Below are 22681 nucleotides of genomic sequence, written 5' to 3'. Positions count from 1 at the left end.
TTTTCCGCCAACTGGTCGTTTCGTGCGCGCTCCTTCTCCAAGTCGGTCTGCAGGGTCTGCACTCGCTGCTTGAGCTGCTCGATCTCGTCCAGGATCTGCTGCGTAGTCATGTCATCCGCCATGGCCATGGTCGGCACCAGAGAACTGGCCCCAAGCGCGGCGGCAACCGATACGGCGAGTAGATTTTTCTTCATCTTGGCTCCCTCTTCCTTGCTTCGTTGGTTATCACTCGACAAGTCTGGTCATGACTCTTTTCCAAAACCCTAACATGGGCATCAAGTCCCCCTATGCGGTATCAGCCGGGACAAGACCGGTGTTCGGGGACGAAGAGGAGACCGGCTCCTCGTCGCAGTTTGGGGGTCGATCGACCGCTTCCGTCGGCAGGCGAAGGTCATACTGGTCACCGACCCGCCCCATGAGCTCTTCGGCCTTTTCCTTTCCGAGGGGCAACATACCCACCGAGATCGTCGTCGGGCGTGATGCGGGCATTCGGTCAGTCACCATCTGCTCGATCCAGTAACCCGCCCCCCGATCCAGACGGGCATGCTGGTTGCCCATGATCGCCACGATCCGCCGCCCGGGAAATTCCTCTCGTGCCGCAAGGATGGCATCGGCCATCAGGACATCTCGGGCCACCTGGGCGCGCGCGATCCGCCGCGCGAAGGAACGGTCCAGGTCGCCGCAATGGACTTCGATCAGGTCCGCGACGAGGGCCTCCTGGTGGCGTTGCGGCAGGGAAAGCCCCGGGGCGAACGCATCGAGGACGTCCACCTGCTCCGCGGTGAGGGCCAACCGCCAGTCGACACTGTCCCGAGCGATTTCCCGCGCCGCCTCACGGGAGAGGTTGATCGGCCGCAGGGGCCAGCCTTGCCGGGCGGCCAGGGAGAAGATGGCCCCATAGTGTTCCCAGCCCCAGCCCGAATCGTCAAAGCCGGCCGCCTCGGCCAGCTCGCGTCCGTCGACGTGCACCACCCCGTCTTGCGCAGACAGCTCGGCCTTCCGATCCAGGTCCAGTTGTTCGAGAGCCAGCACCAGTGGCGAATTACCCAGGGACTCAAGCAGTTCGACCTGTCTGGCGTGGATGTCTGCCGAGTCGTGAACCTCCCCGAGCAGGATGATGTCCGAGCGCTCCAGCCGCTCGAGTACGGCCGCCTCCGCCACCGGTTCCCCTCGACGATCGACCCAGCCATCGGAGGCCGACACGGCGCCGGTTCCCAACCAGAACAGCGCCATGCCGACCACCGTCCGCCCCCATCGGGATGGTGCAATGGCTCCCGGCAATGACGACACGCTCAGCGGCATTCACGCTCCCTGAAAAAGGCGCCGACTGTCTGCCAGCGACGGTTGGATCCATGACAGGGCGAGCATAGACCACCGTCATCCTTTTTCAGCACGGCGTGTTGCTCTCGTGCAACCCCAGATCGCTGGCGATCCGCTCGAGGGTCCCCGGGCCGACGTCTCCAAGCCGAACATCCCGTATGCGGCCAGCGGTGATAGTCATCAACGTTGGCGTGCCAATCACCCGTGCATCACGGGCGATTTCCGGCACCTCGCTGATATCGATCAGACAGACCCTGCCCGGGTGGGATTCGGCCAGCCCGCTGATGAAAGGCTGCATGCGACCACACGCCCGGCATCGAGGAGAATGGAAGTAGACGAGGACCGCCTCCGGACACCGCTTTCGCAGGGACTCGGGCACCGGACCGCGCGCCAGTCCGGCCCGGCGGTTCATCAGCCACTGACCGAGCACGACCAGCACGACAAGGCTCACCAGAACGGCCACCACCATCAGATCCGACATTCGTTCGCTCCTTACAAAGGTGTCCGGAACGGGCCGCCAGGGCCGATTCCGCTGCATCGATACCACAGTACGACGCATTTCTGCCCCGGCAACGGAATTGCTGCTTGCGTTCCTGCCGGAATGGTTTACTGTCCAAAGCATGAGGTGCGCTTTCAACGCGGTTGTCCGCGGTGCCGCTTCATCTGCGCAGGGTGAGATTGAGTGCTGAACACCCCGAGCAGTCGCCAGATCAGCACTGTTTTGAGAGTTTGTTTTCGAGATGATCAATATCTATGTGGGCAACCTGCCCTACTCCGCGGATGACCAAGAGCTCCAGTCCGTCTTCGAGGCCTACGGCGAAGTCAAATCCGCCAAGGTGATCAAGGACATGGCCACCGGTCGTTCCAAGGGCTTCGGCTTCGTCGAGATGTCCGACAAGGACGCCGGCATGCAGGCCATCGAAGCGCTGAACGACTCGGACATGGATGGCCGCAACATCCGTGTCAACGAGGCGCGTCCGCGCGAGCGCAACAACGATCGCGGCGGCTTCCGCCCGCGTTTCTAAAGCGCTCTCCCTTCGGGAGAATGACGAAAAGCCGGCCTCGAGCCGGCTTTTCTGTTTCTGCACGCCCAATCCCGCACGGCTGGCCCGTCAGGGCCCAACCATCCGTTCGCGGCGAACCTTCAGGCCAATGCCTTGCCCACGATCTCGGCCAGATCGGTGGAGCAATCCGGGCGATCGAGCATGCGGGTCATCTGTTCCTTCATCAGGTCCGCTCGGGCGCCATCGTACCGACGCCAGCGGCTGAAGACCGTGGCCATTCGCGCCGAGATCTGCGGATTGAAGCCATCGACCTCGATGATCTTGTCGGCCACCCAGCGATAGCCGGAGCCCGACGCGGCGTGAAAGGCCACCGGGTTGGCACGAGAGAAGGTCCCGACCAGTGACCGGACCCGGTTCGGATTTCGGATCGAGAACGCCGGGTGCGCCTCCAGCCTCGACAGGGTGTCCTTATCGTCCGGCTGCACGATCCGGGCCTGCAGAGACAGCCACTTGTCCATTACCAGCGGGTCATCGGCCCACTGCTTGGCAAATCCTTCCAGGGCCTCGTCACGCTCGACGCTTTCGCGCACGCACAACGCCTGGAGCGCATTGAAACGCTCGGTCATGTTGTCTGTCTCCGCAATCTGCTCGACCGCGAGACGTCGCCACGCCGGGTGGTCCAGAGCGTTCAGGTAGGAAAGGCACTGGGCCCGCAAGGCCCGGCGGCCGACATCCGCGCCATCGAACGCGTAGGAGCCTTCCACTGCCTGGTTCTTGTAGGTCAACATCAGGGACTGCGACCACTCGTTGCCCAACTGCGCTCGCAGCTCGACCCGGGCGCGATGAATGGCATCGACCGGCACGTCACGTTCGAACTGCTCGGCAATGTATGGCTCCGACGGCAGGGCCAGGCATTCAGCCACGAAACGGGCATCCGTACCGTTGTTCGCCGCATGCAGCACGCTGCCGAAGGCCTCGCTGAGCCCCTCGGGCAACGCCGTCTCGGGCCACTCCCCGACTTCTTCGGCCTCGCGGATGCGCCCCACCAGTGTCTTGAGCACCAGGCGCTGGTAGGCATCCCAGCGATTGAACTCGTCGGTATCGCAACGCGCCAGCAGGGTGAGATCGCCGGCGTCGTAGGCATGCTGGATCTTGACCGGCGCGGTAAAGCCACGGTTGAGCGAGAGCACCACCCGGTCCACGTCCGCCGCGACGGGGAAGGCGAACGTGGTACGGCTGTCGTTCAGGATGAGTGTCTCCTCGGTCGACCCGGAGGCATCCAGCGGCAGCTGTCTGCCCTCACCGTCGAATGCCGCGATGCGCAGCGGCATGAGGAAAGGATCGCTGTCTTCCTGGCCTGCCACCGCGGGGATTTCCTGTTCGAGAACCACCTGCACCTGCTCGCCATCACGTTCCTTGTTCACCCGAACCACGGGCGTCCCGGCACGGTCGTACCACCGGCGGAACTGGGCGGTGTCGAAATCGGCCTGCTCGGCCATGGTGTCGATGAAATCCTCGATGGTCACGGCCTGGCCATCAAAGCGCTCGAAGTAGCGATCGGTGGCCTGGCGGAAGCGGTCCCAGCCCAGCAGGTTGTGCCACATGCGCACCACCTCGGCCCCCTTGTTGTAGACCGTGGCGGTGTAGAAGTTGTTGATCTCCTGGTATTCCTTGGGCTGGACCGGGTGAGCCTGCGGGCCGGCATCCTCGGCGAACTGGACCTGCCGCAGCAGGTTCACCTCCTCGATGCGCTTGACCGCCGGGGAACCCATGTCGGCGGAGAACTCCTGGTCACGGAAGACCGTGAAGCCCTCCTTGAGCGAGAGCTGGAACCAGTCACGGCAGGTCACCCGGTTGCCCGACCAGTTGTGGAAATACTCGTGGGCGACGACCGACTCGATGCCGTCGTAGTCCTGGTCCGTGGCTGTCTCGGCGCGGGCGAGGATGAACTTGGAATTGAAGACGTTCAGCCCCTTGTTCTCCATCGCCCCCATGTTGAAGTCGTCGACGGCGACGATGTTGAACACGTCCAGGTCGTATTCCCGGCCGTAGGTCTCCTCGTCCCAGCGCATCGACTTGATCAGCGACCGCATGGCGTGGTCACAGCGGTCGATGTTGTGCGGCTCGACGTAGATGCCCAGGTCCACCTTTCGCCCCGAGCGGGTGGTGAACTCGTCATGGATCGCCTCGAGCTTCCCGGCGACGAGAGCGAACAGGTACGACGGCTTGGGATGCGGATCCTCCCAGGTAGCCTGATGGCGACCGTCGCCCAGGTCCTTCTGCTCGATCGGGTTGCCGTTGCTAAGGAGCACCGGGCAGGTCACCCGGTCAGCGACCAGCGTCACTCGGTAGCGGCTGAGAACGTCGGGACGATCCGGGAAGTAGGTGATCCGGCGGAAGCCTTCCGGCTCGCACTGGGTGCAGAAGTTGCCCGAAGACTGGTAGAGACCGTCGAGCGCGGTGTTGTCGATCGGATCGACCCGATTGACGATCTCCAGGACGAACGATTCGGGCACCGACTCGATCGTCATCCCGTCGGCGTCGATCGAGTAGCGGTCGCCCGCCAGCGCCGCGCCGTCGATGGCAACCGACTCGAGCCGCAGTTCGTCGCCATCGAGTCGCAGGGGGTTGCCGTGATCCCCGTTGCGACGGACATGGAGCCGGGAAGTCACTCGGGTATCCCGGGGGGCGAGCTCGAAGGTCAGTTCGACGTCGTCGATCAGGTAATCGGGCGCGCGGTAGTCTTTCAGGCAGACGATGTTCGGCTTTTGTTCAGTCATTTCGCTCAGGGCTTGGGTTGGACAGGCATGGCGTCGGCACGTGCCGGCAGTCATCACCGGGCACACGGACGGTCGGTGACCGCCGGGGCCGTCAAGCATAGCAGTAACGGGCACCATACCGTCTGCCGTGATCCGAGCAACCAGGCCGCCCATCAGGCATAATGCGCCCCGCTTTGCTTTTCATGGATCCGGGTGCTGCCCGGGCTTGCAGGAACACGAGGGTTGCCAACGCATGCTTTTCTCGCAGATCGCCGCATTCGACCTTTCCGACTGGTCCGAACCCGAATACCAGGCGCTCGCCGGTCAACTGGCCGAGAAGCCGTTCGCCCCCACCCTGTCGCAGCAGGTCGAATCGATGGGTTGGGCGCCGGTAGTGGACGACCAGCTGCTGCTGGAGACCGACGAGGCCGTCGGTCTGCTCTTCCGCCGCGAGGAACGGTCGGTGCCGCCACGGGTGGTCAGCGACCATGCCGCCCGGATGCTCGCCGAGCAGGAGGGGGAACGCGAGCCCTCCCGTGACGAACTGCGGCAGGCACGCGAAGCCGCCCTGCTCGAACTGCTGCCGCAGGCCTTCCCCCGCCAGGCAGAGACGCGAGTGCTGATCGACCGGCGCAACAAGCAGGTGTGGTTCGCCAACGCGGCGGAGAAACGCAACAGCCAGATCAGCTCGCTTTTGCGCGAAACGCTCGGGCAGTGGCGCATCGTCCCGGCCTTCGGCAGCGAAGAGCACGGCAGCCGACTTTCCCGCTGGTTGCTCGAGGGGCCGCCGGCGGACTTCGCACTGGGCGACTCGGCCAAGCTTCTCGAGCCGCGCGATGGCGGCAGCATCACCGTCACCCGCCTGGGGCTGCCCGATGACAACGTGCTGGCCCACCTGCGCGACGGCATGACCGTCGAACAGCTCGAACTGGTTTGGCGTGACCGGCTACGTTTCACCATCCGCGCCGATGGCGCCCTGACCAAGGTCAAGGCGCTGGAAACGCTGGACGACGAGTTCGACGACGACGGCCTGGATGACCCGGCCACCCGCCTGGAAGCCGAACAGCGCCTCACCCTCGATGTCCTGCGGCAGCTGACCGCCCGGCTGCGCGACGCTCTGGAGCGCCCCAAGGCCACCTGATCCGTCGACGATTTGGCCGCAGGCGCCGGCCATCGGATAATTGCCACGAATTCGCAGGACAGGGCCGCAGCTCAGGCGGCCTCGCCGAACCGTCTTTTCCACAGGATGAGCCATGACCGACACCACCCAAGCCGCTTTCGCCCTGACCGCCATCTCGCCGCTCGACGGTCGCTATGCCCGCCACACCCGGGCGCTGACCGAGTGTTTCAGCGAGTACGCCCTGATCAAGTACCGGGTGCTGGTGGAAGTCGAGTGGTTCAAGGCACTGGCCGACGAGCCGAAGATCGCGGAGGTACCGGCGCTGGCCGATGAGGATCGAGCGGTACTGGACGGCATCGTCGAGCGTTTCGACGTCGAGGCCGCCGCCCGCGTCAAGACGATCGAGGCGACCACCAACCACGACGTCAAGGCCGTCGAATACTTCCTCAAGGAACAGATCGAGGGCCACGCCACCCTCGAGCGTCTCAGCGAGTTCTTCCATTTCGCCTGCACCTCCGAGGACATCAACAACCTCGCCTACGGCCTGATGCTGCGCCGTGCCCGCGAGGAAGTGGTCCTCCCGGAGATCGACGGCCTGATCGACACCCTGCGCGGCATGGCCCACGAGTGGGCGGCCGTCTCGCTGCTTTCGCGGACCCACGGCCAGCCGGCCTCGCCGTCGACGATCGGCAAGGAGATCGCCAACGTGGTCGCCCGGCTGTCCCGCCAACGCAAGCAGATCGCCGCGGTGGAGATCATGGGCAAGATCAACGGCGCGGTAGGCAACTTCAACGCCCACCTGGCCGCCTACCCGGAAGTCGACTGGCCGGCGTTCTCGAAACGCTTCGTCGAGAGCCTGGGTCTGGCGCATAACCCCTATACCATCCAGATCGAGCCGCACGACTACATCGCCGAGCTGTTCGACGCGATCGAGCGGGCCAACACGATCCTGATCGACTTTGCCCGCGACATCTGGGGTCAGATCGCCCTGGGCCACTTCAAGCAGCGGCTGGTCGAGGGCGAGGTCGGCTCGTCGACCATGCCGCACAAGGTCAACCCGATCGACTTCGAGAACGCCGAGGGCAACCTCGGGGTGGGCAACGCGGTCATGGGGCACCTGGCGCGCAAGCTGCCCATCAGCCGCTGGCAGCGCGACCTGACCGACTCCACCGTGCTGCGCACACTCGGCGTGGGTATCGGGCACTCGCTGATCGCCTACCGTTCGCTGGCCAAGGGCCTGTCCAAGCTGGAGATCAACGCCGATCGGCTGGCCGCCGAACTCGACGGCAACTGGGAAGTGCTGGGCGAGGCGGTACAAACCGTCATGCGCCGCCACGGCGTGGAGAAGCCCTACGAGAAGCTCAAGGCGCTCACGCGTGGCCAGCGGGTCGACGGACCGGCCATGCGCGAGTTCATCCATGGCATTCGGGAACTGCCCGAGGAGGCGCGCGAGCGCCTTGCCGCCATGGCGCCGGGCGACTATATCGGCAACGCCGAGGAGATGGCCCGGCGTATCTGATCGCCCACCTGCTGCGAGAAAGAACGGCGTCCCCTGCCTCGCGGGGGGCGCCGTTTGCCTTTCAGGGCCGGCGCAATCGGCGCAATGCCCAGCGTATGTGCCGGTCGACCTGTTCGCCCGCCTCGCCCAACGCACCTTCCAGCATGCTCACGGCCTGCCCGACCTGCGGATGATCCGACGGCAGATTGCCGATTGCGACGGCCAGATTCCGTCGCCAGCGACGCCAGCCGATCCGGCGGATGGCCGATCCTTCCGTGCGTGACAGGAATGTCCGCTCGTCCCAGCCGAACAGATCGAGCAGGTCGGGCGCGTCCAGTCCGTGCCGCGCGTGGAAGTCGGCCTCGCCGGTCACCCGCGCGAAGCGGTTCCAGGGGCAGACCAGCTGGCAGTCGTCGCAGCCGTAGATGCGATTGCCCATCAATGGACGCAGTTCCTCGGGGATGTCCTCGTCCGCCTCGATGGTGAGGTAGGAGATGCAGCGCCGGGCGTCGACCACGCCGTCTTCGATGATCGCGCCGGTCGGGCAGACGTCGATGCAGGCGGTGCAACTGCCGCAGTGAGCGGAGACTGGTTTGTCGACCGGCAGCTCGATGTCGACGAACAGGGTGCCGAGGAAGAACCACGACCCGCCGCTGCGGTTGAGCACCAGCGAGTGCTTGCCCTTCCAGCCGAGCCCCGAGCGCTCGGCCAGCCCGGTCTCGTAGACCGGCGCGGAATCACAAAAGGCGCGATAGGTGAACGGGCCGGTCTCCTCGCTGATGCGGCGGGCCAGGTGCTGCAGGTTCTTGCGCACCACCTTGTGGTAGTCACGACCCAACGCGTAGCGGCTGACGTATCCTTTGCCCGGATCTCGCAGCACCTCGCTCGGCCCGGTCGATTCCGGCGGCAGGTAATCGCGCGAGACCATCAGCACTCGCCGCGTGCCCGGTACCAGTTCGTCCGGGCGAAAGCGCAACAGCCCGTGCCGGTCCATGTAGGACATCGACCCCTGGTTGCCGGCCTCCAGCCAGCGAAGGAATCCCGCCTCGTAGGCGGAAAGGTCCGTGTCGCAGACGCGGAGGTCCGTGAAGCCGAGCTCCAGAGCCCACTCCCGAATCGCCGACTTGAGTTCGAGCGGGTCCATGAATCAGGAGGCCAGCCGTTCGGCCAGAAGCATCCCGCCGCGGGCCGCGACCAGGCAGAGCAGTATGGTCCCGACGACGTAGATTGCCGCGAGCACCCACGCCTGGCGCTGCATCAGGGCAAGCGCGTCGATCGAGAACGCCGACATGGTCGTGAATGCACCGAGAAAGCCGGTCAGGATGGCCAGGCGATATTCCATCGGCAACTGCCAGCGTGTCATCAGCCAGATCCCGAGAAAGCCCATCAGTCCGGACCCGATGACGTTGACGCTGAGAGTGCCCCAGGGGAAGCCTCGCCCGGCGGTCGACGCCAGCCACGAGGTCAGGGCGAAACGTGCCATCGCGCCGAACCCACCGGCCAGACCCACGAGGAGGTAGAGCTTCATGAACTGCGGCGATCCTGCTTGCATGTGAGGGTGAAAACTCGTAGGCGCAGGCTACCACGTACCGCGGGCACTGCACCCTCCCCGCTTGCAACCCCACGCATCTGTCCTAAGCTCAAGACAACTCCGCACGAACGGGCGGTCACGGGTCCTCGCGAAGGATCCCGACGATGCCACACGTCGGAGAGGCCGTTTTCAATCCAAGCAAGAGAAGGAGAACACATGAAAAAGGTTCTGCTCGCTAGCGTGATGGCCGGATTGGGTTTCGGCATGGCCGGGGTGACCACCGCTTCAGCCGCCGAGACCTATGAACAGTATCAGACCGCGATCGACGCCCGACAGGGTTCCGGGGTCTCGGGCACGGCGATCTTCGTGCCGCAAGATGATGGCACCATGGAAGTTCGCCTGACCGCGGAAAATGCCGATGGTCTGAAGGCAAGCATTCACACGGGTCTCTGCCGCTACTCGAACGACAGCGAGGGTGCTCCGGAGATGCTGGCATTCAGCCCCGAACCGCTGGCCCAGCTCGATGACATCGAGGACGGCAAGTCCACCTGCTCCATCAACATGACGGCCGACGGGATGATGACCGAGCCACATTCGGTCGCCATTTACGACGGCGATGCGGTGGTTGCCTGCGGCAACATCCAGTAACCGCCTGGCACCTTCCGGCCTTCCACCCCCGCCCTTTGGCGGGGGTTTCTCGTTTCGCGACGTTCGGGCTCACAGGTGGCGGTCAGGGTCCGGTCACGTTGTCGCGCAGGTAGTGGGGCACGGCTTCGTCGGGCGCGATCCAGGCCTCACGGTCGGTGGCCGCGACAAGCCGTAGCGCATCTTCCGCGTGCGGCAGGGCATCGTCGTATCCGGCGAGCAGACCGGGAATGTCCAGCAGTTCCGGATAGCGACCGAACCCGCTGCCCGCGGCAATCACCCGATCCAACTCGGGGGACGGGAACCCCGGCTCGACCACGGCCTCGGCGAGGATCGGCTCGATCGTCGCCTCGTCCGCCGCGAGGTAGCTGGCACGGTAGATTTCCCCCATTCGAGCATCGATCGCCACACGTATCTCGATGCCGGCAGTCCCGTGACCTGCACCGGATTCGGACCGGAAACGTTCCCGGGCCCCGACAGCCAGGCACTCGAGGGAGGAGACCGGCACCAGCGGCAGATCACGCGCGATGGCGATCCCTTGCGCCATGGCCGTCGCGATGCGTACCCCGGTGAACGACCCGGGACCGCGGCCGAAACCGACAAGATCGAGATCGGCAAAACCGATTCCCGCCGAGGAGAGCAGATCCTCGGCCATCGGCAGCAGCAGTCGGGCGTGCCCTCGGGGGGCGACTTCGAATGCCGAGACCGTCCGCCCGTCCACTGCCACGCCGGCAGTGCAGGCCTCGGTCGAGGAGTCAAGATAGAGGATGTTCAAGCAGGCACCTGTAGGGACGTTCGCGCCGGTCGAGGCAACGAAAACAACGACGCGCGGATTCTACCGCATCGACTCGCCGTCCTGCTCGGGTGACCAGTGTCGCGCGATCTCGTCGAGCAACAAGCGCGTCGAGCCGTCGAACGGACGATGATCGGGCCCCTCGCCGATGTAGGGCTCCAGTTCGTTCGCCATTTGCTTGCCCAGTTCCACGCCCCACTGGTCGAAGGAATCGATCTGCCAGACGGCGCCGGCGACGAAAACCCGGTGTTCGTACAGCGCCAGTAGCGCCCCGACCGCCTCCGGGGTCATTTCCGGGAACAGAATGGTGTTGGAAGGCTGCCCACCCGGGCAGACGCGGTGCGGCGCGATGCGCTGGATGGTCTGTTCGTCAGCGCCCTCCTCGCGCATCTGCGCCTCGACCTCTTCCTGGCTGCGACCGACCATCAGTGCGCGGCTTTGCGCGACGAAATTGGCCAGCAACTGCCGTTGCTGCCTGTCGATGGGCGAATGCGTCCGTACCGAGCAGATGAAGTCCGACGGGATCAGGCGGGTGCCCTGGTGAAGCAACTGGTAGAAGGCGTGCTGGCCGTTGGTACCCAGTCCGCCCCAGAGCACGGCGCTGGTATGCGAGTCGACCGGCTGGCCGTCGATGCGCACCCGCTTGCCGTTCGACTCCATCATAAGCTGCTGCAGGTGAGCCGGCAGGAAGCCCAGCCGTGTACCGTAGGGGAACACGGCCAGAGAATCCGAGCCCAGGAAGTCGGCGTTCCAGACGTCGATCAGGCCAAGGATCAGCGGCAGGTTGTCCCGCCCTTCCCGCGTACGGAACTCCTCGTCCATCGCATGCGCGCCGTCGAGCAGCCGCTTGAAGCGGTCCATGCCCAGGTAAAGGGCGATTGGCAGGCCGATCGCCGACCAGAGCGAGTAACGTCCGCCGACCCAGTCCCAGATGGGGAACATGTTGTCGGTATCGATGCCGAAGTCATGCACCCGCTCGGTGTGGGTGGACACCGCGACGAAGTGCTTCTTGATCGCCTCCTCGTCAGGCGCGGTCTCCAGAAACCACTTGCGCGCCGAGCGCGCGTTGGCCAGCGTTTCCTGCGTGCCGAAGCTCTTGGAGGACACCACGAACAGCGTGGTCCGCGGGTCGAGAACCGCAAGCTTGGAGGCGAGATCACTGGGCGCGATGTTGGAGACGAAGTGCGCGCGAATGCCGGTATCGGCATAAGAGCCCAGCGCGCGGCAGACCATGCGGGTACCGAGGTCCGAGCCGCCCACGCCGATGTTGACCACGTCGGTGATCCGGTCGCCGGCGTAGCCCCGCCACTCGCCGGAATGCACGGCATCGACGAACCGCTCCATGTGTTCGAGAACGGCATTGACCTCGGGCATCACGTCCTGCCCGTCGGTGACGATGGGACGATTGCTGCGGTTGCGCAGGGCCACGTGCAGCACGGCGCGGTCCTCGCTGCCGTTGATGTGCTCTCCGGCGAACATGGCATCGCGCGTCTTCAGGACGCCGCGCTCCTCGGCCAGGGCCAGCAGGGCGTCGATCACGTCGTCGGTCAGGCGCTGCTTGGAGTAGTCGATCGCCAACCCCGCGGCGTAGCCGCTGAGACGCTCGGCGCGATCGGGGTCGGCCTCGAACCATTTGCTGGGATGCCGGCGCATGTGTTCGGTCGCCTTGACCTCGAGAATCTGCCATACCGGGCTCATCCGGCCGACATACCGTTCGTGCTGCATCAGTCCTCCCCTGGAATCTTCAGATTGTTTCGCCAGCGATGCGAGTCGTCGTCGAACAGACGATCCGCCTCCGGCGGACCCCAGGACCCGGCGGGATAGGTGGGTATGTAGTCACGCTCGACTGCCCAGTTGCGCAGGATGGGGTCGACCACCCGCCAGGCCCAGGACACTTCATCATACCGGAGGAACAGCGTCTGGTCGCCGTTGATCACGTCCAGGATCAGCGCGGCGTAGGCGTCGAGCTTCTGCGGTTGCGGACCGGTGTAGCTGGCGTCCATCTGCACGGTGCGGGTGCGCATCTCCAGCCCCTCGGTCTTGATCTGGATCTCGAAACGGAAGTTCTCCTCCGGCTGGATGCCGATGAGCAGCCAGTTGGGTACGGTATGCGCGATCTGCGTCTCGCGGAACAGTTGCTGCGGTGGTTCGCGAAAGCGAATGGAGATCTGCGAGTGCGTCTTTGCCATCCGCTTGCCGGTACGCAGGTAGAACGGGACCCCGCGCCAGCGCCAGTTGTCGATGTAGAGCTTGAGCGCCGCATAGGTTTCCGTGACCGAGTCTCCCGGAACGCCCGGTGCGTCCAGGTAGCCGCGCTCGTTCTCGCCGTTGACCACCCCGCGGGCGTACTGGGCCCGGAACGCCTGGGCGTGCACGCCACGATGCGCAATCGGGCGGATGCAACGAAGTACCTTGACCTTCTCGTCGCGAACCGCCTCCGCATCCATCGAAGCGGGGGGCTCCATGGCGACGAGCGCCAGCATCTGCATCAGGTGACTCTGGACCATGTCGCGCAGGGCGCCGGCGGAGTCGTAGTATTCTCCCCTCCCCTCGATGCCCTGCTCCTCGGCGTGGGAGATCTGCACGTGGTCGATGTAGTTCCGGTTCCACAACGGTTCGAGCAGCAGGTTAGCGAAACGCATCACCATGATGTTCTGCACGGTGCCCTTGCCGAGGTAATGGTCGATGCGGAAGATCTGCCGTTCCTCGAAATGCTGGTGTAGCAAGCCATCGAGGGCGTGGGCACTGTCGATGTCGTGGCCGAAGGGTTTTTCGATGACAACGCGGCGGCAGCCGGTCGCCTCGTCGGTCAGGCCCGCTCCGGCGAGGTTGTGACAGATCGCCCCGAAGGCCTGGGGCGAGACCGCGAAGTAGAACATCACGCAGTCGGGGTATTCCGGGCGCTCGAGTTGCTCGGCCAGCCGCTCGAAGCAGGTGGGGTCGTTGTGATCCCCCGCGTGGAAATGGAGGCGGGGCAACAGCCTGTCGATGGCCTCGTCATGCGGGCAGTCGTCCTCGCCACCCGCCAGGCACATGCGGCGCACGTCCTCCTGCCATTCCACGTCGTTCCATTCGCGGCGCCCGAACCCGATGATCCGGGTGTCGTCGGCCAGCTGACCGGCCCGTTCGAGCTGATAGAGCGCCGGCAAAAGCTTGGAGCGGGCGAGATTGCCCGTGGCGCCGAAGATCACGATTGTCACGGGCGCGGGCGAATCCAGGCTTTTCCGCTTACGCATCGGCGTCCTCCCTCGACGAACGGGAACCTGACCGGGGCGAGGTGATCACGAGCCCTCCTCCGAGCCACCACGTTCGACGGCATGGCCACCGAACGCATTGCGCATCATCGCCAGCACACGGTTGCCGTATCCCTCGTCGTCCTGGCTGGCGAAGCGCATCTGCAGCGCCAGGGTCATCACCGGGGCGGCGACGCCCAGATCAATGGCCTCGATGGCCGTCCAGCGGCCCTCGCCCGAATCCGCCACGACGGGGCGGATCTGGTCGAGTTCCTGTCCTTCCGAGCGCAGCGCCTCGGCCGTCAGGTCGAGCAGCCAGCTCTGCACCACGGAACCTTCGCGCCAGAGCTCGGTGATCTGGGCCAGGTCGAGATCGAATTCCTTCTTGCGGCGCAGCACGGCCAGCCCCTCGGCCATGGCCTGCATCATCCCGTATTCGATTCCGTTGTGGATCATCTTGGTGAAGTGCCCCGAGCCCACCGGCCCGACGTGACCCCAGCCGCTGTCGGGCGACGGGGCCAGCACACGGATGGCCGGCTCGATCACGGAAAAGGCCTCACGCGAGCCCCCTACCATGAGGCTGTAACCGTTCTTCAGCCCCCACACGCCACCGGAGGTGCCGCAATCGAGGAAATGGACTCCGGCCTCCTCGACGCGCGCCGCGTGGCGGATAGTCTCCGTGTAGCGCGAATTACCGCCATCGACCAGCACGTCCCCCGGCTTGAGTCGCGGCAGAAGACGCTCGATGGTCTGCCCGGTGACCGCGCCGGCGGGCAGCATGAGCCAGATGATCCGGGGCTCCTCGAGCTGGCGGAACATTTCGTCCTCGTCATAGGCGGGAATGACGTTCGCCTCGTCCGCGACGAGCGCGTCGATCGGATCGGGGCTACGGTTGTGGGCCACGACCTCGATTCCGCCGCGGGACAGCCGGCGCACCATGTTTGCACCCATCCGTCCCAGTCCGAAGATAGCCAGTCTCATGTTCCATGTCCCCGAATGATTTGCAGATGAACCAGAAGTATCAAGACCCGCGCCATGACCGGCGTAACCGCGGACCGTACACGGTGCACCGGGGCATTTCGGGCCTCAGGAATACTCTCCATGAAAGGGTAGTCCATCAACATGAGGATTTTATGTCGCCCCGTGGCGCCCGGAGCCCAGCTCTCCGCCGTTTTCCGACCCGCTCCGCGCTCGACGACGGCAAGACACGACAGAAAACGATATAATGGCCGCGTTTTTGCCCGGCGTCTCCGGCCTGTCCAGCAGCCGGACCGGCATCTTCCGACTGGCCCGTGGGCCGGCCCGAGCCGCCATACAACAATCCGCGAGATTCCTGACGCGATGACGACAAGCAACGATAAAGACAAGGCACTGCGCGCCCGTGTGCGCCTGTTCGGCAACCTGCTCGGCGAAGTGCTCCGTGAACAGGCGGGAAAATCGGTCTTCGATACCGTGGAAAGCCTGCGGCGCGGCTTTATCCGCCTGCGCAAGAGCTACGACCCCGAGTTGTACCGCGAACTGATGGACGAGATCGAGAGCCTCGACGCGGAAAGCCTCAATCTGGTCGTGCGCGCCTACGGCCTGTACTTCAACCTGGTCAACATCGCCGAGGAGGACTACTCGCACCAGCATCGTCGGCGGCAGATCCGTCGCGGGTTGCGCCTGTGGCGTGGTTCGTTCTACGACACCATCCGCGAATTCCACCGCGACAGCGTGACTCCCGAACAGCTCCAGGACCTGCTCGACCGCCTGGTCTACATGCCGGTGTTCACCGCCCACCCCACCGAAGCGAAGCGCCGCACCGTCATGGACCTGCAGCGGCGGATCTTCCTGCTCTGCGGCGAACTCGACCGGCCGGAGTCCACCGGCGTGGAGCGCGAGCGGCTGCTCGACGAGGTCAAGGCCATCATCCTCGCGCTGCTGCGCACCAACGAGGTCCGGACCACCCGCCCCGAGGTCCACGATGAGATCCGCCTGGGCATGTACTACTTCCGCACCTCGATCTTCGCGGCCGTGCCCAAGGCCTATCGCTACCTCGAGCGCGCCGTGCGCCTGAACTACAACGACAATTACCCGGACAAGCCGGTCCGGGTGCCGAGCCTGTTCAAGTTCGGCTCCTGGATCGGCGGCGACCGTGACGGCAACCCCTTCGTCACGCACGACGTCACCATCTACGCGGTCTGCACGGCCTCGCAGACCATCCTCAAGGAATATCTCGCGCGCCTGCAGTCTCTCAAGGGCACCCTGACCCACTCCCTGGCGCTGGTGCCGGAAATCAACTGCCGCACCCTCGGCCTGCGCGACGATGCCGAGGCGCTGGACCTGATCGCGTCGAACAGCCGCGACGGCGAGTTCTACCCGGAAGAACCCTATCGATTGAAGCTCAAGTCGATTCGCAAGCGACTGGGGTACAACCTTGCCTACGTGGAGAGCGAACTCGAAGGCACACCCCAACCGCTGGATCCACGCGCCTACCAGAGCAAGGAAGCGTTCCTCGACGATCTGTACCGGCTGCGCGATTCGCTGGTGGGCATCGGCGACCGCCTGCTGGCCGAGGGTGAGCTCAAGGATCTCATCCGCCTGGCCGAGACCTTCGGCTGGCACCTGGTGCGCCTCGACATCCGCCAGGAATCCACGGAGCACACCACCGCGGTCACGGAAGTTCTCGAACAGCTGGCCCCGGAAATCGACTACGCCAACCTCGAGGAAGACGACCGCACCCGCGTGCTGGGCGAACTCATCGAGGCCGGCCAGCATCGGGCCGATGCGCTCGGCGAAGGACTGTCCGACAAGACCCGCGAGGTGATCAAGGTCCTCGAGGTCAAGCGCCAGCTGATCGACCTGATCAGCCGCGAGTGCTTCGGCACCTACGTCATCTCGATGACCCATTCGGCCAGCCACGTGATGGAGGTCATGTACCTGGCCTCGCTCACCGGCCTGGCCGGAAAGAAGGAAGACGGCAGCTGGTTCTCCGATATCCAGATCTCGCCGCTGTTCGAGACCATCGAGGATCTCAAGCACATCGAGCACGTCCTCGGCACGCTGTTCGACAACCCGACCTACCGTGCCCTGCTGCGAGTCTCGGGTGACCTGCAGGAAGCCATGCTGGGCTATTCCGATTCCTGCAAGGACGGCGGTTCACTCGCCTCCGTCTGGAATCTCTACAACGCGCAGAAACGCGTGATCCGCCTGACCCGCAGCCACGGCATCGAGTGTCGCCTGTTCCACGGCCGGGGCGGAACCGTTGCCCGCGGCGGCGGCCCGACCCACGAGTCGATTCTCTCCCTGCCCCAGGGAACCGTGGAAGGCCAGATCAAGTTCACCGAGCAGGGAGAGGTGCTGTCCTCGAAGTACAGCAACAACGAGACGGCCATCTACGAACTGACCATGGGCGCGACCGGCCTGATGAAGGCCACCCGTCACCAGGTCGTCCCGGAAGACAAGGTGCCCGAGGATTTCGAGGAGGTGGTCTCCGACCTGGCCCGATTCGGCGAGGAGGCCTACCGGGAGTTGACCGACGAAACGCCGTTCTTCTTCCATTACTTCCACGAGGCCACCCCCGTCCGTGAACTCGGCCTGCTGAACATCGGCTCCCGCCCGGCGTCGCGCAAGAAGGGCGACCTTTCCAAGGCCTCCGTCCGGGCGATCCCCTGGGTGTTCGGCTGGTCGCAGTCGCGCCATACCCTGCCGGCGTGGTACGGCATCGGTTCGGCACTCCGCCGCTGGCGCGAGGAGAACCCGGAGCGCGAGGACACGCTCAACGAACTGTTCGAGCAGTGGCCGTTCTTCCACAGCATGCTGCGGAACACCCAGCTCTCACTGACCAAGGGCGAGATGAACATCGCGCGCGAGTACGCCGGGCTGGTCTCCGACCAGGAGAAGGCACAGGAGGTCTATTCCCTGATCCGCAAGGAGTACGAGCGCACCGTCGAGGAACTGCTGCATGTCGCCCGGGTCGACTCGCTGGTCGACATCGACGAGTACATCGGCACCTCCATGAAGCGGCGCAACCCCTACCTGGACGTGCTCAACCACATCCAGATCACGCTGCTCGGACGCCACCGCGACGAATCGGTACCAGAAGCCGATCGGGAAAAATGGCTGCCGCCGCTGCTGCGGAGCATCAACGCGATCGCGGCCGGGATGCGCAATACCGGCTGACGTGGGCCAGACAGACGAGACCAAGAGGCCGCGGTGACCCCGTGGCCTTTTTCATGCCGAGGAAGAACTTCTCAGTGGTCTGGCAGGCGGTCCCGGTTGGCCAGAGTGTCACGTATTCGATCGGCCAGCGCGTCGGTCAGCGCATCCTCGGCGAGCTGCCAGCGCCAATTGCCCTCGGTGGTGCCGGGCACGTTGATACGCGCCTCGCTGCCCAACCGCAGGAAGTCGGCCACCGGTATCACGGCCAATCCCGACCGCGAGGCCAGCGCCGACTCGACGAGGGCGTCCGGCATTTGCATGGTCGGATCGATGCCCTGCTCGTCGGCCAGCACGGACCGAACCTGATGCCGTTTCCCCTCGTCCAGACCCCGCCACCAGCCGAGTGTGGTGTCGTTGTCGTGCGTGCCGGTGTAGACGACCGACAGCGGTTCGTGGCAGCTCGGCCGGTAGGGATTGTCGTCTCCGCCGTCGAAGGCGAACTGCAGGATCTTCATGCCAGGCAAGCCGAAGCGTTCCCGCAGCGCGGTGACTTCAGGCGTGATCACGCCAAGGTCTTCGGCCACCAGCGGCAGGTGACCGTCGGCCGTGGACTCGAGCGTTGCCAGGATCGCATCTCCCGGAGCGGGAACCCAGCGTCCCTCGGATGCGGTCTCTGCCGTCGCGTCGATCTCCCAGTAGGCTTCGAGGCCACGGAAGTGGTCGATGCGCACCCAGTCATAGATTTCAAGGTGACGGGCGAAGCGCATTTTCCACCATGAAAAGCCGTCGTTCTCCATGCGCTCGTAGTCGAACAGCGGGTTTCCCCAACGCTGACCTGTCTCGGAGAAGTAGTCGGGCGGCACGCCCGCCACGACCTTGGGCTGCCCTTTTCCATCGAGGCGGAACTGGTCGCGGTTGGCCCAGACATCGGCCGAGTCGCCGGCAACGAAGATGGGCAGATCGCCGAACAGGCGTATGCCGCGGTCCGACGCCTCACGGCGGACGGACTGCCATTGGCGATCGAGGAGAAACTGCTCGAAGGCGATGCGCTGCACCGCCTCTTCGTGGATCTGCCGGAACCGTTGCAAAGCTTCCGGATCCCGGTCACGCAAGGGTGCGGGCCAGCCGGTCCAATCGTCGCCCCCCTGCTCCGCCTTGATCGCCATGAACAACGCGTAGTCGTCCAGCCAGCCGGACTCGGCCCGGGCGAAAGCCTCGAACGCCTCGAGCAACGGGCCGCTGGCCCCGACACCTCGCCGTCGAGCCTTGGCCGGCACACCGTTGCGGAACGATGCGTCGTGTTCGAGATCCTCCAGGTCAAGAAAGACCGGGTTGAGGGCGAACGAGGACAGGCACTGGTAGGGAGAGCCGTCGGCGTGCGTAGGACCGAGCGGCAACACCTGCCACACGGTCAGACCGGCCCGCTCGAGGAAGCGGATGACCGAGCGTGCGTCGGCACCGAATCCCGGCCGCGGCAGGCTGAAGACAGGCAGCAGCAGCCCGGCGCGACGAACGCTTGCCGGTGCCTCGCAGGGCAGGAATGCGGTCGGTGCGGACTCGGTGCCCCCCCTCATGCCCGACCACGCCGCATGACGCCGCCGGCCTCGACCTGACCCTCCCCCGCGACCGGCTCGCAGACCGGCATGTCGAGAGCCGCTGGTGCTGGCCGCTCGATCAGTTCGTACAGGCGGCGGAGCTGGAGCCGAAACAGCCGGTCGAAGTCGCGCACGGCATCGGCGGGATTCTCGTCACCGAACCACCAGAACCAGTCCGACCCCTCGCAGACGGCCAGTTGCTGGGCATTGCGCCCTGCAACTTCCGGCCCCCACTGCCCACCCGCTTCGGCCTCGAGGTAGGCCTGGCGAGCGTCGACCAGCCATTCCCAGGCACGGTTCTTCGCCGGCTCGCCTATCCAGGTGGTCAGGTTTCCGTACACCCAGCTGCCGGCCACCAGCGATTTCAGCTCGACCGTTTCCGGTTCACGCTCCAGGGTTTCCCCGAACGTCACCAACTCCAGGGCCGGATGATCACTGAGCCGCTTGTAGAGCCCGTCGAGCAGCCAGAAGCCGTTGTCCGGGTAATGCTCCCAGGCGTTTTCGCCGTCGAGGATGATCGGGACCACCGGATGTTCCGCGCCGAGGTGATCGCAGGTCTCGGCGATCGACACCAGATGGTTGCAGAGGTCGAGCACCGCGTCGTCGGCGTGCCAGTTCTGATAATCGAAGCCGATCCGGTCGGACAGGCCGTCATCACGGAAGAAGAGCCTCAGGTCCCGTTCGCCGTGCCGGAATACACGGTGCGGACAATGCAGGGTCTGGCGAGCGTGGTTCAGACTGTTGTTCAGAACCTGCCCGCCGCTGGCAGTCCACTCGAAGCCGTATTCGTCCAGCAAGGACAGCGTAGCCTCGGAGATCGCACCCTCGGAGGGCCAGCAACCGGCCGGGCGTCGACCGAAGAAGCGCTCGAAGACCGCGAGACCGTGCTCGATGTGATAGCGGACCCGCTCCTCGCCTTGAGGATACTCCGCCCGGTCCGGCTGGGGATCGGACGGCTCGCTTTCCGTTCCGGCCCGAAGATCGAGGAGCAAGGGCATGATCGGATGCGCGTAAGGCGTCATCGAAAGCTCGACCTGGCCGGCTTCCGCGAGTCGACGGTAACGACCGAAGACCGAACCGGTCAGCTCGCCGATGCGGATCAGCAGCGCCTCGCGCTCGTCGGCTTCGAAGCCGCCCTCGCGCTCGAGCATGCCACGGATGAGCGGGTCGTCCTGGCGCAGGGTCTCGCCGGACCAGGCGAGGTGATACCAGACCGCCAGGTCCGCGAGCAGCCGATCGCTCAAGTAGTCTGCGGCATGCTCGTGTTCGAGCAGCGATTCCGTGGCGTGCACCAGCCGGGCGAAGGGCGCGAAACGCTCGACGAGTCGTTCGCGTTGTGCCCGCATCAGCGCCCGCGCGAGCTCGACCCTCGCCTCCCCCTGCAGGTCTCCCGGGCGAATCAGGCCGATGAGCAGCGGATCACGAAGCTCGCTGACGTTGCCATCGCGCCGGTAGGCATCGATCTGCTTGACGTAGTCCTCGAGTTGTTCGAGCAGGATGGGGACGAAGTTGACCACCGCCCGGGCCGCGGGCCAGCGTTCGAGGTGGGCCGCCATGTCGACGTAGTCCTTGATGGCGTGCAGGTACGTCCACGGCTGCTGGAACACCCCGTCGCGGGGATCACGATACTCGGGCTGGTGCATGTGCCAGCAGAGCACCACGGGAAGTTTTGCTGCCATCGGGTCCACCTCCGGCCGGGCCGGTGGTCATGGGGCCATCGGGCCCCGGGTTATCGCACCATGTGAAGCTTCTGTCCCAGCATCTGCGGGGTGACGAGCACCACCCCGCCGGGGCTGACCTCGAAGCGTTCCCGATCGGCCACCTCGTCGACCCCGATCGTCATGCCCGGCGGGATGATGCAGCCCTTGTCGATCACCGCCCGCCGTACCTCCGCGCCCTCGCCGACCTGGACGTTGGGCAGCACCACCGAGTCCTCGACATAGGCCTGCTCACGGACCATGACGTTGGAGAAAAGCAGCGAATGCCGGACGATGGCGCCCGAAATGATGCAGCCGCCGCTGACCATCGAGTCGATGGCCATGCCGCGACGTCCGTCCTCGTCGAAGACGAACTTGGCCGGTGGCAGCTGCTCCTGGTAGGTCCAGATGGGCCATTGGGTATCGTAGAGGTTGAGATCCGGCTGCACGCCGATCAGCTCCAGGTTGGCCGACCAGTAGGCATCGATCGTGCCCACGTCGCGCCAGTAGGACTGGACATCCGCCCCGGGTTCCCGGAACGGGTAGGCGTAGACCTTGTGCTCCTCGATCAGGCGCGGGATGACGTTCTTGCCGAAGTCGTGCTCCGAATCCGGATCGTCGGCGTCGCGGATGAGCTGTTCGAACAGAAAGTCGGTCCGGAACACGTAGATACCCATGGAGGCGAGTGACTCGCCCGGCGAGTTGGGAATCGTGGGCGGGTCGTCGGGTTTCTCGACGAACGACTCGATGCGGCCGCCCTCCTCGATCCCCATCACGCCGAAGGCGCGGGCCTGATCCACGGGCACCTGAATGCAGCCGATGGTCAGGTCGGCGTCCTTTTCCACGTGGTAGGCGATCATGGGGCCGTAGTCCATCTTGTAGACGTGGTCGCCGGCAAGGATCAGCGTGTATTCCGCCTCGTGGGCCCGCAGGATGTCGATGTTCTGGTAGACCGCGTCGGCCGTGCCGCCGTACCACGATTGGTCGTTCATGCGCTGCTGGGCTGGCAGCAGCTCCACGAACTCGCCACGGGCGACGTGGTTCCCGCCCCAACCGAGCTGGACGTGCTTGATCAGGGAATGGGCCTTGTACTGCGTGAGCACGCCCATCCGGCGGATGCCCGAGTTGACGCAGTTCGACAGGGGAAAGTCGATGATGCGGAACTTGCCGCCGAAGGGAACCGCCGGCTTGGCCCGCCAGTCGGTCAGCTGTTTGAGCCGCGACCCCCTCCCCCCGGCCAGCACGAGGGCCAGGGTGTCGCGCGTGATGCGGCTTACCAGACGCTTGGGGCTGTCGACGATCATCCTTAAACTCCTCAACCTTGAGTCAGCTCGTTCACGGGCCGC

The 22681-nt window shown here is 65.1% G+C and carries 18 protein-coding genes; 5 read left to right on the top strand and 13 right to left on the bottom strand.

From position 1 onward, the window contains the following. From ACESL5_RS02500 to ACESL5_RS02490, 3 genes are all read right to left on the bottom strand, one after another. Window positions 1-194: hypothetical protein (locus ACESL5_RS02500; protein ID WP_372591203.1), on the bottom strand; the 194-nt coding region annotated here is incomplete at its 3' end. A gap of 91 nt (window positions 195-285) precedes the next feature. Then, window positions 286-1233, bottom strand: coding sequence for a ChaN family lipoprotein (locus ACESL5_RS02495; RefSeq protein ID WP_372591202.1), 948 nt, complete (start codon window positions 1231-1233; stop codon window positions 286-288). Window positions 1234-1387: 154 nt separating this feature from the next. Further along, complete coding sequence (locus tag ACESL5_RS02490; RefSeq protein WP_372591201.1) at window positions 1388-1801, bottom strand: thioredoxin family protein; 414 nt, start codon at window positions 1799-1801, stop codon at window positions 1388-1390. A 262-nt stretch (window positions 1802-2063) separates the two neighbouring features. Here ACESL5_RS02490 and ACESL5_RS02485 point away from each other — a divergent pair, with 262 nt between their 5' ends. Continuing rightward, window positions 2064-2345, top strand: a complete 282-nt coding sequence (locus ACESL5_RS02485) for an RNA recognition motif domain-containing protein (protein WP_372591205.1) — start codon at window positions 2064-2066, stop codon at window positions 2343-2345. Between the two features lie 119 nt (window positions 2346-2464). Here ACESL5_RS02485 and pepN read toward each other — a convergent pair whose 3' ends face one another. After that, entirely contained in the window at window positions 2465-5104 is a 2640-nt protein-coding gene (gene pepN / locus ACESL5_RS02480) for an aminopeptidase N (protein ID WP_372591200.1), read from the bottom strand. Window positions 5105-5336: 232 nt separating this feature from the next. Here pepN and rdgC point away from each other — a divergent pair, with 232 nt between their 5' ends. Both rdgC and purB read left to right on the top strand, forming a co-directional pair. Next, complete coding sequence (rdgC, locus tag ACESL5_RS02475; protein ID WP_372591199.1) at window positions 5337-6224, top strand: recombination-associated protein RdgC; 888 nt, start codon at window positions 5337-5339, stop codon at window positions 6222-6224. Window positions 6225-6336: 112 nt separating this feature from the next. Further along, window positions 6337-7722: an adenylosuccinate lyase gene (purB, locus tag ACESL5_RS02470; RefSeq protein ID WP_372591198.1), complete on the top strand. Its 1386-nt coding sequence runs from the start codon at window positions 6337-6339 to the stop codon at window positions 7720-7722. Window positions 7723-7783: 61 nt separating this feature from the next. On the opposite strand, the gene queG is transcribed toward purB, so the two are convergent. Both queG and crcB read right to left on the bottom strand, forming a co-directional pair. After that, window positions 7784-8845, bottom strand: coding sequence for a tRNA epoxyqueuosine(34) reductase QueG (queG, locus tag ACESL5_RS02465; protein ID WP_372591197.1), 1062 nt, complete (start codon window positions 8843-8845; stop codon window positions 7784-7786). A gap of 3 nt (window positions 8846-8848) precedes the next feature. After that, window positions 8849-9253, bottom strand: coding sequence for a fluoride efflux transporter CrcB (gene crcB / locus ACESL5_RS02460; RefSeq protein WP_372591196.1), 405 nt, complete (start codon window positions 9251-9253; stop codon window positions 8849-8851). A gap of 195 nt (window positions 9254-9448) precedes the next feature. Between crcB and ACESL5_RS02455 the strand changes: the two genes are divergently transcribed. Further along, window positions 9449-9880, top strand: coding sequence for a hypothetical protein (locus ACESL5_RS02455; RefSeq protein ID WP_372591195.1), 432 nt, complete (start codon window positions 9449-9451; stop codon window positions 9878-9880). Between the two features lie 82 nt (window positions 9881-9962). Here the strand turns inward: ACESL5_RS02455 and tsaB are convergent, their stop codons facing one another. The 4 genes from tsaB to gnd are packed head-to-tail and all read right to left on the bottom strand — an operon-like array spanning window position 9963 to window position 14884. Continuing rightward, window positions 9963-10652, bottom strand: coding sequence for a tRNA (adenosine(37)-N6)-threonylcarbamoyltransferase complex dimerization subunit type 1 TsaB (tsaB, locus tag ACESL5_RS02450; protein WP_372591194.1), 690 nt, complete (start codon window positions 10650-10652; stop codon window positions 9963-9965). A 60-nt stretch (window positions 10653-10712) separates the two neighbouring features. After that, window positions 10713-12395, bottom strand: coding sequence for a glucose-6-phosphate isomerase (gene pgi, locus ACESL5_RS02445; protein WP_372591193.1), 1683 nt, complete (start codon window positions 12393-12395; stop codon window positions 10713-10715). Next, the gene (gene zwf / locus ACESL5_RS02440; protein ID WP_372591192.1) at window positions 12395-13906 is read right to left on the bottom strand and encodes a glucose-6-phosphate dehydrogenase; all 1512 of its coding nucleotides are present in this window, start codon (window positions 13904-13906) and stop codon (window positions 12395-12397) included. Before zwf ends, pgi begins: the two co-directional genes overlap by 1 nt. A 45-nt stretch (window positions 13907-13951) precedes the next feature. Then, a complete protein-coding gene (gene gnd / locus ACESL5_RS02435) occupies window positions 13952-14884 on the bottom strand; it encodes a phosphogluconate dehydrogenase (NAD(+)-dependent, decarboxylating) (RefSeq protein WP_372591191.1) in 933 nt (310 codons plus the stop codon). Window positions 14885-15244: 360 nt separating this feature from the next. Here gnd and ppc point away from each other — a divergent pair, with 360 nt between their 5' ends. After that, window positions 15245-18064 carry a phosphoenolpyruvate carboxylase gene (ppc, locus tag ACESL5_RS02430; protein WP_372591190.1) on the top strand — a complete coding sequence of 940 codons (2820 nt, stop codon included), beginning with the start codon at window positions 15245-15247 and terminating at the stop codon, window positions 18062-18064. A 71-nt stretch (window positions 18065-18135) separates the two neighbouring features. Here ppc and malQ read toward each other — a convergent pair whose 3' ends face one another. From malQ to glgC, 3 genes are read right to left on the bottom strand one after another with little or no spacing between them, the layout of a single operon-like run. Further along, window positions 18136-19617 carry a 4-alpha-glucanotransferase gene (gene malQ, locus ACESL5_RS02425; protein ID WP_372591189.1) on the bottom strand — a complete coding sequence of 494 codons (1482 nt, stop codon included), beginning with the start codon at window positions 19615-19617 and terminating at the stop codon, window positions 18136-18138. Further along, window positions 19614-21317, bottom strand: a complete 1704-nt coding sequence (locus tag ACESL5_RS02420) for a glycoside hydrolase (RefSeq protein ID WP_372591188.1) — start codon at window positions 21315-21317, stop codon at window positions 19614-19616. The genes malQ and ACESL5_RS02420 overlap by 4 nt, the downstream gene beginning before the upstream one ends. Before the next feature lie 50 nt (window positions 21318-21367). Next, entirely contained in the window at window positions 21368-22639 is a 1272-nt protein-coding gene (gene glgC, locus ACESL5_RS02415) for a glucose-1-phosphate adenylyltransferase (protein WP_372591187.1), read from the bottom strand. Window positions 22640-22681: the final 42 nt, after the last annotated feature.

This window comes from Guyparkeria sp., assembly GCF_041687595.1.
Classification (GTDB): Bacteria; Pseudomonadota; Gammaproteobacteria; order Halothiobacillales; family Halothiobacillaceae; genus Guyparkeria.
The sequence above is the reverse complement of the archived record's forward strand: the minus strand, read 5'-3'. Positions and strand labels throughout refer to the sequence as shown.

What these genes read in the sequence shown, in the direction of transcription:
- ACESL5_RS02495 (WP_372591202.1), bottom strand. Translation starts at nt 1,233, where the DNA reads ATGGCGCTGTTCTGGTTGGGAACCGGCGCCGTGTCGGCCTCCGATGGC.
- ACESL5_RS02490 (WP_372591201.1), bottom strand. Translation starts at nt 1,801, where the DNA reads ATGTCGGATCTGATGGTGGTGGCCGTTCTGGTGAGCCTTGTCGTGCTG.
- pepN (WP_372591200.1), bottom strand. Translation starts at nt 5,104, where the DNA reads ATGACTGAACAAAAGCCGAACATCGTCTGCCTGAAAGACTACCGCGCG.
- rdgC (WP_372591199.1), top strand. Translation starts at nt 5,337, where the DNA reads ATGCTTTTCTCGCAGATCGCCGCATTCGACCTTTCCGACTGGTCCGAA.
- purB (WP_372591198.1), top strand. Translation starts at nt 6,337, where the DNA reads ATGACCGACACCACCCAAGCCGCTTTCGCCCTGACCGCCATCTCGCCG.
- queG (WP_372591197.1), bottom strand. Translation starts at nt 8,845, where the DNA reads ATGGACCCGCTCGAACTCAAGTCGGCGATTCGGGAGTGGGCTCTGGAG.
- crcB (WP_372591196.1), bottom strand. Translation starts at nt 9,253, where the DNA reads ATGCAAGCAGGATCGCCGCAGTTCATGAAGCTCTACCTCCTCGTGGGT.
- ACESL5_RS02455 (WP_372591195.1), top strand. Translation starts at nt 9,449, where the DNA reads ATGAAAAAGGTTCTGCTCGCTAGCGTGATGGCCGGATTGGGTTTCGGC.
- pgi (WP_372591193.1), bottom strand. Translation starts at nt 12,395, where the DNA reads ATGCAGCACGAACGGTATGTCGGCCGGATGAGCCCGGTATGGCAGATT.
- zwf (WP_372591192.1), bottom strand. Translation starts at nt 13,906, where the DNA reads ATGCGTAAGCGGAAAAGCCTGGATTCGCCCGCGCCCGTGACAATCGTG.
- gnd (WP_372591191.1), bottom strand. Translation starts at nt 14,884, where the DNA reads ATGAGACTGGCTATCTTCGGACTGGGACGGATGGGTGCAAACATGGTG.
- ppc (WP_372591190.1), top strand. Translation starts at nt 15,245, where the DNA reads ATGACGACAAGCAACGATAAAGACAAGGCACTGCGCGCCCGTGTGCGC.
- malQ (WP_372591189.1), bottom strand. Translation starts at nt 19,617, where the DNA reads ATGAGGGGGGGCACCGAGTCCGCACCGACCGCATTCCTGCCCTGCGAG.
- ACESL5_RS02420 (WP_372591188.1), bottom strand. Translation starts at nt 21,317, where the DNA reads ATGGCAGCAAAACTTCCCGTGGTGCTCTGCTGGCACATGCACCAGCCC.
- glgC (WP_372591187.1), bottom strand. Translation starts at nt 22,639, where the DNA reads ATGATCGTCGACAGCCCCAAGCGTCTGGTAAGCCGCATCACGCGCGAC.